This window comes from Pseudomonas sp. GW822-FHT06B12 (assembly GCF_058799675.1).
In genome coordinates, this window is the sequence record NZ_JBXALR010000001.1 from 366,051 (window position 1) to 379,299 (window position 13,249).

General features: G+C 60.8%; 13 protein-coding genes. 5 read left to right on the plus strand and 8 right to left on the minus strand.

Annotated elements, in window-relative coordinates; translation table 11 throughout:
• The first annotated feature begins 67 nt into the window (after positions 1-67).
• Positions 68-1,081 carry an ABC transporter substrate-binding protein gene (locus tag AC1RKH_RS01790; protein WP_493060854.1) on the plus strand — a complete coding sequence of 338 codons (1,014 nt, stop codon included), beginning with the start codon at positions 68-70 and terminating at the stop codon, positions 1,079-1,081.
• 136 nt (positions 1,082-1,217) lie between these two features.
• Positions 1,218-1,655, plus strand: a complete 438-nt coding sequence (locus AC1RKH_RS01795; protein ID WP_493060855.1) for a DUF3995 domain-containing protein — start codon at positions 1,218-1,220, stop codon at positions 1,653-1,655.
• 47 nt (positions 1,656-1,702) lie between these two features.
• Here the strand turns inward: AC1RKH_RS01795 and AC1RKH_RS01800 are convergent, their stop codons facing one another.
• The 7 genes from AC1RKH_RS01800 to AC1RKH_RS01830 form a co-directional block, all read right to left on the minus strand.
• A complete protein-coding gene (locus AC1RKH_RS01800) occupies positions 1,703-2,071 on the minus strand; it encodes a Na+/H+ antiporter subunit G (RefSeq protein ID WP_493060856.1) in 369 nt (122 codons plus the stop codon).
• Positions 2,068-2,346: a K+/H+ antiporter subunit F gene (locus AC1RKH_RS01805; RefSeq protein ID WP_123425382.1), complete on the minus strand. Its 279-nt coding sequence runs from the start codon at positions 2,344-2,346 to the stop codon at positions 2,068-2,070. The genes AC1RKH_RS01800 and AC1RKH_RS01805 overlap by 4 nt, the downstream gene beginning before the upstream one ends.
• The gene (locus AC1RKH_RS01810) at positions 2,343-2,831 is read right to left on the minus strand and encodes a Na+/H+ antiporter subunit E (protein ID WP_123425381.1); all 489 of its coding nucleotides are present in this window, start codon (positions 2,829-2,831) and stop codon (positions 2,343-2,345) included. Before AC1RKH_RS01810 ends, AC1RKH_RS01805 begins: the two co-directional genes overlap by 4 nt.
• Positions 2,828-4,513 carry a monovalent cation/H+ antiporter subunit D gene (locus AC1RKH_RS01815; RefSeq protein WP_493060857.1) on the minus strand — a complete coding sequence of 562 codons (1,686 nt, stop codon included), beginning with the start codon at positions 4,511-4,513 and terminating at the stop codon, positions 2,828-2,830. The genes AC1RKH_RS01810 and AC1RKH_RS01815 overlap by 4 nt, the downstream gene beginning before the upstream one ends.
• On the minus strand, positions 4,510-4,854 hold the full coding sequence (locus AC1RKH_RS01820) for a Na+/H+ antiporter subunit C (protein WP_003202835.1): 345 nt from the start codon (positions 4,852-4,854) through the stop codon (positions 4,510-4,512). The genes AC1RKH_RS01815 and AC1RKH_RS01820 overlap by 4 nt, the downstream gene beginning before the upstream one ends.
• On the minus strand, positions 4,854-7,772 hold the full coding sequence (locus AC1RKH_RS01825; RefSeq protein WP_493060858.1) for a monovalent cation/H+ antiporter subunit A: 2,919 nt from the start codon (positions 7,770-7,772) through the stop codon (positions 4,854-4,856). The genes AC1RKH_RS01820 and AC1RKH_RS01825 overlap by 1 nt, the downstream gene beginning before the upstream one ends.
• A 271-nt stretch (positions 7,773-8,043) precedes the next feature.
• Positions 8,044-9,069: a DMT family transporter gene (locus tag AC1RKH_RS01830; RefSeq protein WP_493060859.1), complete on the minus strand. Its 1,026-nt coding sequence runs from the start codon at positions 9,067-9,069 to the stop codon at positions 8,044-8,046.
• Between AC1RKH_RS01830 and AC1RKH_RS01835 the strand changes: the two genes are divergently transcribed.
• The 3 genes from AC1RKH_RS01835 (at position 9,064) to AC1RKH_RS01845 (ending at position 11,961) form a co-directional block, all read left to right on the plus strand.
• A complete protein-coding gene (locus AC1RKH_RS01835; RefSeq protein WP_493060860.1) occupies positions 9,064-9,627 on the plus strand; it encodes a helix-turn-helix domain-containing protein in 564 nt (187 codons plus the stop codon). The genes AC1RKH_RS01830 and AC1RKH_RS01835 overlap by 6 nt on opposite strands.
• A gap of 176 nt (positions 9,628-9,803) precedes the next feature.
• Positions 9,804-10,136, plus strand: coding sequence for a hypothetical protein (locus tag AC1RKH_RS01840; RefSeq protein ID WP_493060861.1), 333 nt, complete (start codon positions 9,804-9,806; stop codon positions 10,134-10,136).
• A 397-nt stretch (positions 10,137-10,533) separates the two neighbouring features.
• Positions 10,534-11,961: an FAD/NAD(P)-binding protein gene (locus AC1RKH_RS01845; protein WP_493060862.1), complete on the plus strand. Its 1,428-nt coding sequence runs from the start codon at positions 10,534-10,536 to the stop codon at positions 11,959-11,961.
• An 18-nt stretch (positions 11,962-11,979) separates the two neighbouring features.
• On the opposite strand, the gene AC1RKH_RS01850 is transcribed toward AC1RKH_RS01845, so the two are convergent.
• Positions 11,980-13,095: a Gfo/Idh/MocA family protein gene (locus AC1RKH_RS01850; protein WP_493060863.1), complete on the minus strand. Its 1,116-nt coding sequence runs from the start codon at positions 13,093-13,095 to the stop codon at positions 11,980-11,982.
• Positions 13,096-13,249 lie beyond the last annotated feature (154 nt).

The following is a 13,249-nucleotide window of genomic DNA, read 5'->3' on the forward strand; positions in this document are numbered from 1 at the left end:
CGCAGGTGCGCGGCCTTTGTGCGCAAAGCCGTTCTGCCATTGCTGTGAACAGCACGAGGTGCAAAGCATGAAAGGTTTTCGATTGTTGCTGGCCGGCGCGCTAGCCACTGTGGGTCTGCTGGTGTCGCCCGTGGTCGTTACGGCCGCCCCGGCGCCGATTCACTTTGCCGACCTGAACTGGGAAAGCGGCAGCCTGATCACCGACATTTTGCGGATCATTGTCGAGAAGGGCTACGGCCTGCCGACCGACACCTTGCCGGGCACTACCATCACCCTGGAAGCCGCTTTGGCCAACAATGACATTCAGGTCATTGGCGAAGAGTGGGCCGGTCGCAGTCCGGTCTGGGTCAAGGCCGAGGCTGAAGGCAAGGTGACGAGTATCGGCGATACGGTCAAAGGCGCAACCGAAGGCTGGTGGGTGCCGGAGTACGTGATCAAGGGCGATCCGGCCAAAGGCATCAAGCCCCTGGCGCCGGATTTGCGCAGTGTGTCGGACCTGCCGCGTTACAAGGATGTCTTCAGCGATCCGGAAAGCCCCGGCAAAGGCCGCTTTCTCAATAGCCCGATCGGCTGGACCTCGGAAGTGGTCAACAAGCAGAAGCTCACGGCCTATGGCCTGACGGACAGTTACGTGAATTTTCGCAGCGGTTCCGGTGCAGCGCTGGACGCGGAAATCACCTCGTCGATTCGTCGTGGCAAGCCGGTGCTGTTTTATTACTGGTCGCCAACCCCGTTGCTCGGACGGTTCAAGTTGATTCAGCTGGAAGAACCACCGTTTGATGCCGAGGCCTGGAAAACCTTGACCGATGCCGATAATCCCAATCCGAAACCAACACGCTCGTTGCCCTCGAAGTTGTCAATTGGGGTGTCCGCGCCTTTCCAGAAACAGTATCCGCAGGTGACTGAGTTTTTCAGCAAGGTCGACCTGCCTATCGGACCTTTGAACAAGGCCCTGGCCAAAATGAGCGAGAAGCACACACCGCCGCGTCAAGCCGCCGAAGCCTTCATGAAGGCGCATCCGGAGGTCTGGCGTGCGTGGCTGCCGAAGGATGTCGCAGACAAGGTGTCTGCCAGCCTGTAACGCACCCAGGCGATCAATGAGCGGTCGGTTCGGGCGAATTTCATGGGCGTGACTTCAACATTGCCATGGAACAACGCGCGGACAAAAACTCTGGTCTAGGCTGTTTCTTCTGCCATCGATTCCAGGAACCCCGCTCATGACGTTTGTGCTTGCTCAATGGATTGTCGCCGTGTTTGTGCTGATCAGCCTGATTCATCTGTATTGGGCGCTCGGCGGCCGATGGGCCTTCGACGCGGCGCTGCCACAGGTACAAGACGGCGCGGACGAAGGACTGCGGCCGGCCTTCAAACCTTCTGCGCTGGCAACCCTGGCGGTGGCTGTCGGGTTGTTGCTGATAGCCTTGATGGTGAGCCTGCGGGTCGGCCTGTTGGTGCCGGCAGTCGGGCACTGGTCGCTGCAATGGCTGATCAGTGCGATTGCCTTGCTGATGTTTGCCCGCGCAATTGGCGATTCGAACCTTGTCGGCTTTTTCAAGGAAAAGGCCGAGTCGAAGTTTGCGCGCCTCGACACCTGGGCCTATTCACCGCTGTGTGTGGTATTGGGGGCGGGGTTGTTGGCTGTGGCGTGGGGCTGAGTTCTTTTGCTCCTGTAGGAGCTGCCGCAGGCTGCGATCCTTTCGGCTCAACGCTCGCTTTCAGTCCGCCGACTGCTGACCTCGGCCGGCACGTCGCCCCCGGCCATGCGCTTGCGGAACAACGCCGCCCGCGCCAGCAACAGGGTAGTCACCGGCATGGTGATCGACAGCAGTATCGGGATCAGCCAGGCATGCAACACCGGGCTGGATTTGAGTGCCGAGAAATAGACGATCGACGCCAGTGCCACGCACCAGGCGCCCAGCGTCGAGGCCAGGGCCGGCGGGTGCATGCGCCGGAAGTAGTCCTTCAAACGCAGCAAGCCGATGGCGCCGATCAACGCGAACAGGCTGCTGGCCACCAGCAGGATCGCCACCGGAATTTCGACCCACAGGGACAACTCACCAAACTCATTCATTCGATCACCTCGCCACGCAGCAGGAATTTCGCCAGGGCAAACGAGCCGACGAAGCCGAACAGCGCGATCAGCAGCGCCGCTTCGAAGTAGGTATCGCTGGCATAGCGGATCCCCAGTACCAGCATCATCAGCATGGCGAGGATGTACAGGTAATCCAGCGCCAGAACCCGGTCCTGTGCCGACGGGCCTTTGAACAGGCGGATCAGCGTCAGCAGCATCGCCAGCGAGAACATGAACAGGCTGAACAGAACCGCATTCGAGAGCAGGGCGCTCATTCGAAAATCTCCATCAAGGGGCGCTCATAAGTCGTCTTGAAGTGCTGGATGAAGTGCGCTTCGTCATCCAGATCGAACACATGCAACAGCAGAATGCTGCGATCCAGTGCCAGTTCCGACCAGACCGTACCGGGAATCACCGTGGTGATCATCGACAATACCGCGAGGCCGTTGGCGTCATGCAGGTCCAGCGGCACCTTGATGAACTGCGAGCGCGGTGGTCGTCGACCGGCGTTCAACACGCCCCACGCGACCGCGAAGTTGGACGCCAGCACGTCGCGCCCGACCTGGAAGAACAGGCGCAGGATCACCCCGGGGCGACGAATACGGATCGGCAGCGGTCGCAGCTTGCGCATCATCAACGGTGCGCAGAAACCCAGTATCGCGCCCAGCAGCAGGTTGCCTGGACTGATGGACAGGTTCAGCACCAGCCACAGGACCCAAAGCGCCAGCGATAACCAGGGTGCCGGGAACAGACGTTTCATGGTTGCACCTCCTGCATCGCGGCTTTGGCTTCGGGGCTCGGTACGGCGCGGGTGCCGAGTACCGCCATCACGTATTGCTGCGGGTTGTTCAAGGTGTCGGCGGCTGCCTGGGTGTAGCGCATCAGCGGTTCGGCCTTGAAGGTCAGCAATATGCTCAAGCCCAACAGGGCAAAGATCGGCACGCATTCCAGGCGTCGCAGCACCGGCGACGGGCGCTCTGCCGGCGTCCAGAAGCGCTGGATGCCCAGGCGCGAGAAGGCGATCAACGAGGCCAGCCCGGACAGAATCAACAGCGCCAGCAGGCTCCACGCGGCGTTCGATATCGGCTGCTCACCCGAGGCGCCGAGGCCCAACGGGTTGAGCAGGGCGCTGAGCAAGCCGAGTTTGCCGATAAACCCGGAAAGCGGTGGCATGCCAATGATCAGCAGCGCGCAGGCAATGAAGCTCAAGCCAAGGAACGCCATGGTCCAGGGAATCACCTGCCCGACCACGGCTTTCTGCTCGTCGTCGAGGTTGATGCCCTTGGTCGGCGGCGAGGACTCCAGCGGTCGTGGCAGCGCTTCGACTTCATCGTCCAGCGGCATCTCGATGGCCGTACGCGAACGCTCGATCAGTTCCGCCAGCAGGAACAGCGCGCTCAGCGCCAGGGTCGAGCTGACGAGATAGAACAGCGCCGCACCGATCAGGCTCGGCTGGGCGAAACCGATGGCCGACAACAGGATGCCCGCCGACACCAGAATACTCAGGCTGGCCATGCGTTCCAGTCGCTGCGTGGCCAGAATCGCCAACGCGGCGCAGACAATCGTCGCCATGCCGCCGTAGGTCAGCCAGTCGCCACCAAAGTACGCCGAAGCGCCGGCCTGGCCGGAGAACAGCAGGGTCCACAGGCGCAGCAAAGTGTAGACGCCGACCTTGGTCATGATCGCGAACAACGCCGCCACCGGCGCGCTGGCCGAGGAGTAGGCAGGCACCAGCCAGAAGTTCAGCGGCCACATCCCGGCCTTGGCCAGGAACGCTACGGCCAGAATCGCCGCGCCGGCATGCAGCAAGCCGCGATCGGCTTCCGGCACCAGCGGGATCTTCAGTGCCAGGTCGGCCATGTTCAGGGTGCCGGTGACGCCGTAGATCAGCGCCGCGCCAATCAGGAACAGCGACGAGGCCAGCAGGTTGATCGAAATGTAGTGCAGGCCCGAGGACACTCGGGCGCGGCCCGAGCCGTGCAGCATCAAACCGTAAGACGCCGCCAGCAGCACTTCGAAAAACACGAAGAGATTGAACAGGTCGGCGGTCAAGAAGGCCCCGTAGAGGCCCATCAGCTGAATCTGGAACAGCGCGTGGAAGCTTGCGCCGGCGCGGTCCCAGCGGGCCATGGCGAACACCAGAGCGCTGACGCCGATGATCCCGGTCAGCACCAGCATCAACGCCGACAGGCGATCGACCACCAGCACGATGCCGAACGGTGCTTGCCAGTTACCTGGCAGGTACACGCCGATCGAGCCGGGCACGCCTTGCGCCTGGGTCCACTGCAGCAACAGCACGGAAATCCCCAGTCCCAGCAGGCTCGAGAACAGGTTGATCCGGGCTTTGAGCGGACGGTGTTTTTCGCCGAGCATCAACATCAGCGCCGCCGTCAGTAACGGCAGCAGAATCGGTGCAGCGATCAGATGGGGCATCCAGCTCATTCTTTAGGCTCCCGGCCATCGACATGGTCGGTGCCGGTCAGGCCCCGGGACGCCAGCAGCACCACCAGGAACAATGCGGTCATGGCGAAGCTGATGACGATGGCGGTGAGTACCAGCGCCTGGGGCAGCGGGTCGGTGTAATGCAGCAGGTCTTGCGGCACGCCGTCCTTGATGATCGGCTCCTTGCCGATGAACAGGCTGCCCATGCTGAAGATGAACAGGTTGACCCCGTAAGACAGCAGGCACAGGCCCATCACTACCTGAAAGGTCCGTGGGCGCAACACCAGCCAGACCCCGGAGGCCGCCAGTACACCAATGGCGATTGCGATGACTTCTTCCATCAGGCGGCTCCTGGCTTGGCAATGGGTTTAGGCTGGCTGCTCGGCTTGTGGCCACGCACCGATTGGTGCGCCAGGGCCGTCAGGATCAGCAGCGTCGAGCCCACCACCACGGCGTACACGCCAATGTCGAAGAACAGCGCACTGGCGATATGAATGTCGCCCAGCAGCGGCAGCTCGACGTGCCAGGTGTGGGTGGTGAGGAACGGATAACCGGCGACCATCGCACCGAGGCCGGTGAGCGTGGCGAACAGCAGCCCGGTGCCCATCCAGCGCACTGGCCGCAGACTCATCTGCGCCTCGACCCACTGAGTGCCTGCGACCATGTATTGCAGGATGAACGCCACCGACATCACCAGCCCTGCGACAAAGCCACCGCCCGGTTGATTGTGGCCACGCATGAACAGGTAGAACGACACCACCACTGCAATCGGCAGCAACAGCCGCACCAGCACCGCCGGCACCATCATGAAGCCCAGCGCGGTATCGCTGGCGTGACGCGGGTTGACCAGATCGGTGACCACGTCCGGTGCCAACAGGCGCTGTTGCGCTGGCAGTTGCATGCTTTCCTTCGGTGGACGGAAGCGTCGCAGCAGAGCGAACACGGCCAGCGCCACGGCCACCAGCACGGTGATTTCACCGAGGGTGTCGAAATTTCGGAAGTCCACCAGCATCACGTTCACCACGTTGCTGCCGCCACCTTCGGGCAGCGCACGACTGAGGTAGAACGAAGAGATGTCGTTCGGCGTCTGGCGGGTCAGCATGGCGTAGGCGAGCAGCGCCATACCGATGCCGACCGCGCTCGACAGCAGCAAGTCGCGCAGACGGCGAACCCGTGCTTTCGGCACGCTGCCGGGCAGTGGCGAGACGTCTTCGATCCGCCGTGGCAGCCAGCGCAGACCCAGCAGAATCAGCACGGTGGTCACCACTTCGACTACCAACTGGGTCAAGGCCAGGTCCGGTGCCGAGAACCAGACAAAGGTGATGCAGGTCATCATTCCGCAGACACTGACCATGGTCAGGGCCGCGAGTCGGTGATACTTGGCTTGCCAGGCGGCGCCCAGCGCACAGGCAATCGCCAGTAGCCAGAGAATGACAAAGACGATCGAGCCCGAGATCTTCGGCCGGTCGCCCCAGCTCAGGCCGCTGTGGAGCATCGGAATCAAACCGGCCAACACCGCGACCAGCACCAGCAGGAACAGCTGGGTTTGCAGACGCTGGGTGCTGATCCGCCGCTGAAGGCGTCGGGCCAGGCGCATCATCACCACCAGGCTGCGTTCGAACAGGCGCTTGCCGTTGAGGCGGCCGATGATCGGCGGGTATTTGAAGCGCCCGCGTTTGAGCTGGTTGCGCAGCAGCAGGTACACAACAATACCGGCGGACATGGCGATCAGGCTCATGATCATCGGCGCGTTCCAGCCGTGCCAGATCGCCAGGCTGTATTCGGGCAAGGTTCCGCCAACCACTGGCAGGGCAGCCGCAGCGAGCAATGGGCCGACCACCTGAGCCGGAAACATCCCCACCAGCAGGCAGGTGAACACCAGCAACTCCACCGGCGCACGCATCCAGCGTGGCGGTTCATGCGGGGTGTGCGGCAGGTCGGTGGCGGTTGGGCCGAAGAACACATCAACGGTAAAGCGCAGCGAATAGGCGACGCTGAACGTACCGGCGATCGTCGCGACGATTGGCAGGGTCATCTCGACCCAGGCTGTGGCATTAATGAATACGGTTTCGGCGAAGAACATCTCTTTCGAGAGGAAGCCGTTGAGTAGCGGCACTCCGGCCATCGAGGCGCTGGCGACCATCGCCAGCGTTGCGGTGAACGGAATCAGCTTGATCAGACCGCTGAGCTTGCGAATGTCACGGGTGCCGCTTTCGTGGTCGATGATCCCGGCGGCCATGAACAGCGAGGCTTTGAAAGTGGCGTGGTTGAGAATATGGAACACCGCCGCGACTGCGGCCAGCGGGCTGTTCAGGCCCAACAGCAGGGTGATCAGGCCCAGGTGGCTGATAGTCGAGTAGGCCAGCAGGCCCTTGAGGTCGTTCTGGAACATCGCGCAATAAGCGCCGAGCAACAACGTACAGGCGCCGGCCCCGCTGACGATGTAGAACCATTCTTCGCTGCCGGACAGCGACGGCCACAGCCGTGCCAAAAGGAAAACCCCGGCCTTGACCATGGTCGCCGAGTGCAGGTACGCCGAGACCGGTGTCGGGGCAGCCATGGCGTGGGGAAGCCAGAAGTGGAAGGGGAATTGGGCGCTTTTACTCAAGGCGCCGATCAGGATCAGCGGCAGGAGAATAGGGTACAGCGCATGGGCGCGAATCAGATCGCCAGCGGCCAGGACCTTGTCCAGGTCATAGCTGCCCACGACATGGCCGAGCAGCATCACCCCCGCCAGCAGGCATAAACCTCCGGCGCCGGTCACCATCAGCGCCATGTAGGCGCCACGGCGAGCATCGGCGCGGTGGTGCCAATAGCCGATCAACAGGAACGAGAAGAGGCTGGTCAGTTCCCAGAAAAACACCATCTGAATCAGGTTGCCGGAGATCACCAGCCCGAGCATGGCGCCCATGAATGCCAGGAAAAACGCAAAGAAGCGCGGCACCGGGTCGTCCGGCGACATGTAATACCGCGCGTACAGCGACACCAGCGTGCCGATGCCCAGCACCAGCATCGAGAACAGCCAGGCGAAACCGTCCATGCGCAGGACGAAATTCAAGCCCAGGCTCGGTAGCCAGAAGAATTCTTCGCGAATCACTCCACCCTGGGCGATCTGCGGGTACAGCAACGCTACCTGGACGGTGCCGATGAGGGCGACCAGGCCTGCGAGTATTGATTCGGCGTTACGCGCGTTGTGCGGCAGCAAGGCTGCCAGACAGCTGCCAATAAAAGGCAGAAGCAGTAGAACTATCAGGGACATAGGCTTCTAATCTGCGGAAGTTTGTGAAGGATCATACGTGCCGAGCCCCGGATCACCAACTGCCAAGCTGTGGCAGGATCCTACAAGGTAGGCTGAAAAAGCCTGATTCACATTGTTTCGAAGTGCTTGATCGACCGGTCGGACGCCATCGCGAGCAAGCTCGCTCCCACAGGGTCCGGATGTGTACACACAATCGCGACACAACGCATGTCCAATGTGGGAGCGAGCTTGCTCGCGATAGCTATTTTTCAAGCACCGCAGATTTCACGCCTTAACCTTGAATTTCCTGTTCCAACTCTTCTTCAGTCGCAGCAGCCTTACCCTTGGTCTTGAGCTCACTGACGATCACCGCCGCGACAATCAACCCCGCGCCGAATAACGCCAGCCCCGGCAGCCGTTCACCTGCCAGACGCCCGGCGATACCAGCCCAGACCGGTTCGCCGGCGTAGATCAGCGTCGCGCGGGTCGGTGAAACGCTTTTCTGCGCCCAGTTCATTGCTACCTGAATCGCCGCGCTGGCGGCGCCCAGGCCCACGGCGCTGGCCAGCAGCAACCAGGAGAAACCGGGAAGCGCTTCCTGAGTCGGCACAATCATCAAAAATGCCAGCACCGAGGTGGTCGCCAGTTGCACCACGGTGACCCGACGCACGTCGACTCGGCCAGCATAGGTGCTGATCAGGATGATTTCGGCGGCGATGGCGACGGCGCTGATCAGTGTGGCGATTTCCCCCGAGCTGAAATTCAACGACGCCCCGGCGGGGCCGGAGAGCAGCATCAACCCGGTGAACGCCAGCATGATCCCAATGCTCGGCATCAACCCCGGCCGACGTCCCAGTACCAACCATTGCAGCAAAGGCACGAACGGCACGTAAAGTGCGGTGATGAATGCCGACTGGCTGCTGAGGATGGTCTGCAAGCCAACGGTTTGCAGGCCGTAACCGAGCATGATCGCCACGCCAATGAACGCGCCGGCCTTGAGTTCAAACAGGGTCAACTCACGCAGGCTGCGCCAGGAGAACAGCGCGACAATGCTCGCGGCTGCGGCAAAGCGCAGGCCGACGAAAAACATCGGCCCGCTGACCGTCATCGCATGCTGCACCAGCAGGAACGTCCCGCCCCAGACCATGGTGATCAGCACCAGCACGCATTCAGCCTTGCTGAACCGTGAGAAAAGGGCAGAGGGTTTGGAAGTATTCACCGACGTCATGGCCTTGCGCGCTACCTGAGGGGGACGCACAATGCGCCCGAAGTTGGGCAGTATACTGCGCAAACCTACTAAGTGAGCAATATAGTGCACAAAGATTCCGGCCAACGGGCCTCCGTCCTGCAACACGTCAGCCAGAACGTCCGGCGCCTGCGGCATGCCGCAGAGCTGAGCCAGACCGCACTGGCGGAAAAATCCGGGGTCAGCCGGCGAATGCTCGTGGCCATCGAAGCCGGCGAGAAAAACGTCAGCCTGACCACCCTCGACCGGGTGGCCGAAGCGTTGGACGTGGCGTTCAGCGATCTGATCCAGGCTCCCGAGGTGCGCGACCCAAGCCGTATCAACGAACTGGCGTGGGCCGGTTTGATTCCCGGCAGCAAAGCCGTGCTGTTGGCCAAGGCTAATGCCAGCCGTGAAGTCGAACTCTGGGAGTGGCGGCTGGAGCCGGGCGAGCAATACCTTTCGGAGCCGGATGCCGATGGCTGGAGTGAACAGCTGTATGTGTTCGAAGGCAGCCTGACGCTGGTGCTGGGGGATGAGGAGCGCAGCCTCGCGACAGGTGAGTTCATCAGCTTCGCCAGTAACCGGACCCACGCGTATCGCAATGATGGCGTCGTGGCGACCAGGTTCGTGCGCAATGTGGTGCTCTGAAACGGGCTTACCGTTCGTCTGGTAATTCTGCGTACCTGTTATTTCTGACAGTAGACGACCTCCTTAAAGCGGTCTTGAATAGTCTATCGGCGCAATGAGTGTGCTGAGAAATGGATAGCCGCCGACAACCTTGTGCTGCGGACAAGTTATCCGTAACTGACTAAGAGGATCTAGAAATGTCAACGAACAACGCAATTGCTTTGCTGGAACCGCTTGTGACTGAGATCAAACTCAAGAATGTTCCCAGTGAGGGTTTTTCAGTAGTAGTAATCAAGTACAACGGTATTCATGCAGGGGATGTAATTGACGCTTACGTTGAAGGGAGTCATGAGAGTATTGGCCGTACTGTCGTAGACAACGTGAATCGAGACGTCTTCATCCTGTTGAATAAGTCTGAGTTGTTAAAACATGCAGGTAAAAAAGTCGAAATTCGCTACGAAGTCGAGTCTGCTCAAAATGGAAACATTGGCGCCTCTGAATCAACGCCATTTCTGATCTCCCTCGCATAAAGTGGCTTTTAAAAGTAAGTGTTTATCCCCCTTCGGGGAATGAGCACTTTTAGCCCTCAGGCTTGCTCCGCAAGAAGTGATCGAGAGCTTTTACATTTAACTCATCGGCGACCCAGTGTTGTTTATGATTTGTTGAAAATAAGCGGTTAAGTGTTTTGGCATGGCTTATGCGCTAGAGTTTCGGGCTCCATCCGGAGCCTAAAAGTCGCCATGATCATTTCTGCCATACCCGGTTTTATCGTCTCTGTAATCTGCACGATTGCCCGAGGTTCATCCGGGCAGCGGCTATCGGGATCTGCGGCGTTGCGGCAACAGCAGAGGAAAGTAGCGTCTGCATAAGTGCCATCGCTGGCAGTCACTGATACATTTCAGACAAACACGGACCGGTGAGAACTGCATGAGTGAAACTCCAGGCGAACAGGCAACAAACACCCTCCGCAACGCCGACATCCTGATCATTGGAGGCGGTCTGAGCGGCGCGTTGCTGGCCGCGCAGTTGCTGCGCTTGCCTGGCAAGCGTCAGGTGCTGGTGATCGAGCCCCGCGCCGAGTTGGGCCGGGGCGAAGCCTACAGCGCGGTTGAGCTGGGCCATACGCTGAACGGCAATGCCGCACGGATGAGTGTCGATCCGGACAACGCCGATGACCTGACCCAATGGCTGACTGCGTTTATCGCGAGCGGCGGTTGGCCCGAGTCGGACCAGCAGTCAGTGCCGGTCGCCGAATTGTTCCCGCCTCGGGGCATTTTCGGCCTGTATGTGCAGCAACGTTTGGCTGAAGCCAAGGCAGTCGGCGCACTGCATGGCTCAAGTGTCGAGCATGTGCGCGGGGAGGTGGTCGATCTGCAAACCGAAGAACATGCCACGTTGTTGACGTTGAGCGATGGCACACGGTTGCGCGGCGGGTTTGCGGTACTGGCCACCGGTTTGTTCCCGGCGGCGCGAACCCCACAAACCGAATCCAGTGGTTTGAACGCCGCCGCCGTGGACCCTTGGGATGTGGCAGCGATGACACAGCTCGATCCGCAATCGACGGTGTTGATCATCGGTTCGGGCCTGACCATGGTCGATGCCGTAGTGTCGCTGGAGCAGGCCGGGCATCGTGGGCCAATCGAAGTGTTTTCCCGTCACGGCTTGTTGCCCCATGTGCGGCGTCAGCCACCGGCGTGGGTGGATTTTCTCGCAGAAGATCCTGACATACGCAGCCCTCGTCAGTTGATGCACGAACTGCGACGTCATTGCCGTGCCGCGATGGCGGACGGTATCGACTGGCAGGCGCCACTGGATACCGTGCGCGCCCATATCGGGCGACTGTGGAGCCAGGCAACGGACGTGCAGCGCCGGCAGTTCGTGCGGCATGTGCGGCCATGGTGGGAAAGCCACCATCACCGTTCGCCACCCTTGAGTGCCGAATTGGTGGCGCGTTTGCACCAGGAAGGGCGGTTGCGGATTCAGGCTGCTTCGTTCAAGGGGTTGGCACCCGCGACGGAGGGTCGGGTGAGTATTCGCATTCGTCGTCGCGGGGAGTCTGAAGTGACGGTGGTCAGTGGCGACGCGCTGATCAACTCCAGTGGCATCGAATACGACTGGCGCCGGGTCGACCGAGCGTTACCGCAGCAGCTGTTGGCCCGCGGATTGATTCGTCCGGGGCCATTGGCGTTGGGGATCGCGGCGGATGTGGATGGCGCAGTGCTGGATGCCGAGGGGCAGGTATCGACCCGCTTGTTCGCCATGGGCCCACCACTGCGCGGGATGTGGTGGGAGAGCACGGCGGTGACTGACGTGGCGAGTCAGGCCAAGGCGTTGGCGCAGCGATTGGTGCGCTGAGCAGGCGCGGTGCAGCGATCAGACTTCCCTGATATTGACCCAGCGCTGTTCCCGCGCCGCCAATCGAATCGCCGCTGCCAAGCGTTCCACTTCAAAGGCTTGCTCGAAGTCAGTGCCGTTCTGGCCTTGCCCGGCCAAGGCCATGATCAGCTCATGCACCTCCAGCGTCTTCAACTCGTTGTAGCCCAATTGATGCCCTGGTGCAGGACTGAACGCCGCGTAGCCAGGCAGGTTCGGCCCGGCCAGCAAACGCTGGAAACCGTCCTGGCCGACGCGGTACAGGCGTAACTCATTCAAGCGTTCCTGATCGAACGCCAGGGTGCCTTGGGTACCACTGATCTCGAAGCTCAGATGATTCTTGTAGCCGTGCTTGAGCCAGCTGCTGCTGAAGGTCCCGCGAGCGCCGCTGGTGAAACGCAGCAAGGCGTGGGCCTGATCGTCGACGGCAATGCTGCGTTGTTCCGGGCTGCCTGCCGTGGCTGGGCGCTGGCGATGCACTGTCTGGGTATCGGCGCATACGGCCTCGACATCGCCCAGTAGATAGCGCGCCATGGCCAGCAAATGACTGCCCAGATCCGCCAACGCGCCGCCGGCATGCCCGGCTTCACAACGCCATGACCAGGGGGACGCCGGGTCGGCCATGAAGTCTTCACTGAACTCGCCCTGAAAACTGATGATCTCGCCAAGCTCGCCGTTTCGAATCAGGTCGCGGGCCAATCCAATGATCGGGTTGTGCTGGTAGTTGTAGCCCACACGGGTGACCACACCGGCCGCTTTGGCCGCCAGGTGCATGGCGTGGGCCTGTTCAAGACTGACCGCCAGCGGTTTTTCGCAGTACACCGGTTTGCCTGCCGCCAGAGCTGCCATGGCCATGGGGTAGTGAAGATGATTGGGGGTGGTGATGGCGATCAGGTTGACCTTGGGATTGTCGATCAACTGCTGCCAGTCACTGTGGACCTGCTCGAAACCCCAGGCAGTGGCACACGCTTGTGCGCGAACAGGATCGGCGTCGGCAAGGGCGGCGAGGCGAAGCGTGAAGGGCAGTTCAAATGCCGCACTGACGTTACGAAAGGCCAAGGCATGGGCGCGCCCCATGAAGCCTGTGCCGATGAGTCCGATTCCGAGTTCGCGCATAACAGGGTCCTTTGGATTATTGTTTTCAGGATGCCTAGTTATGGAATATAAATTCGATCATTGCAAGGAGTGGAATTAATTTTCGTTGGCGTAGGAGCTGTCGAAGGCTGCGATCTGTTGATCTACCAGCGATTTATGTTGATCGTTCCCACGC

Bases quoted from the DNA above. Each gene is read 5' to 3' on its own strand.
- AC1RKH_RS01805 (WP_123425382.1), bottom strand. From the start codon at position 2,346: ATGAGCGCCCTGCTCTCGAATGCGGTTCTGTTCAGCCTGTTCATGTTC.
- AC1RKH_RS01840 (WP_493060861.1), top strand. From the start codon at position 9,804: ATGTCAACGAACAACGCAATTGCTTTGCTGGAACCGCTTGTGACTGAG.
- AC1RKH_RS01845 (WP_493060862.1), top strand. From the start codon at position 10,534: ATGAGTGAAACTCCAGGCGAACAGGCAACAAACACCCTCCGCAACGCC.
- AC1RKH_RS01825 (WP_493060858.1), bottom strand. From the start codon at position 7,772: ATGTCCCTGATAGTTCTACTGCTTCTGCCTTTTATTGGCAGCTGTCTG.
- AC1RKH_RS01800 (WP_493060856.1), bottom strand. From the start codon at position 2,071: ATGAATGAGTTTGGTGAGTTGTCCCTGTGGGTCGAAATTCCGGTGGCG.
- AC1RKH_RS01790 (WP_493060854.1), top strand. From the start codon at position 68: ATGAAAGGTTTTCGATTGTTGCTGGCCGGCGCGCTAGCCACTGTGGGT.
- AC1RKH_RS01815 (WP_493060857.1), bottom strand. From the start codon at position 4,513: ATGAGCTGGATGCCCCATCTGATCGCTGCACCGATTCTGCTGCCGTTA.
- AC1RKH_RS01810 (WP_123425381.1), bottom strand. From the start codon at position 2,831: ATGAAACGTCTGTTCCCGGCACCCTGGTTATCGCTGGCGCTTTGGGTC.
- AC1RKH_RS01820 (WP_003202835.1), bottom strand. From the start codon at position 4,854: ATGGAAGAAGTCATCGCAATCGCCATTGGTGTACTGGCGGCCTCCGGG.
- AC1RKH_RS01850 (WP_493060863.1), bottom strand. From the start codon at position 13,095: ATGCGCGAACTCGGAATCGGACTCATCGGCACAGGCTTCATGGGGCGC.
- AC1RKH_RS01795 (WP_493060855.1), top strand. From the start codon at position 1,218: ATGACGTTTGTGCTTGCTCAATGGATTGTCGCCGTGTTTGTGCTGATC.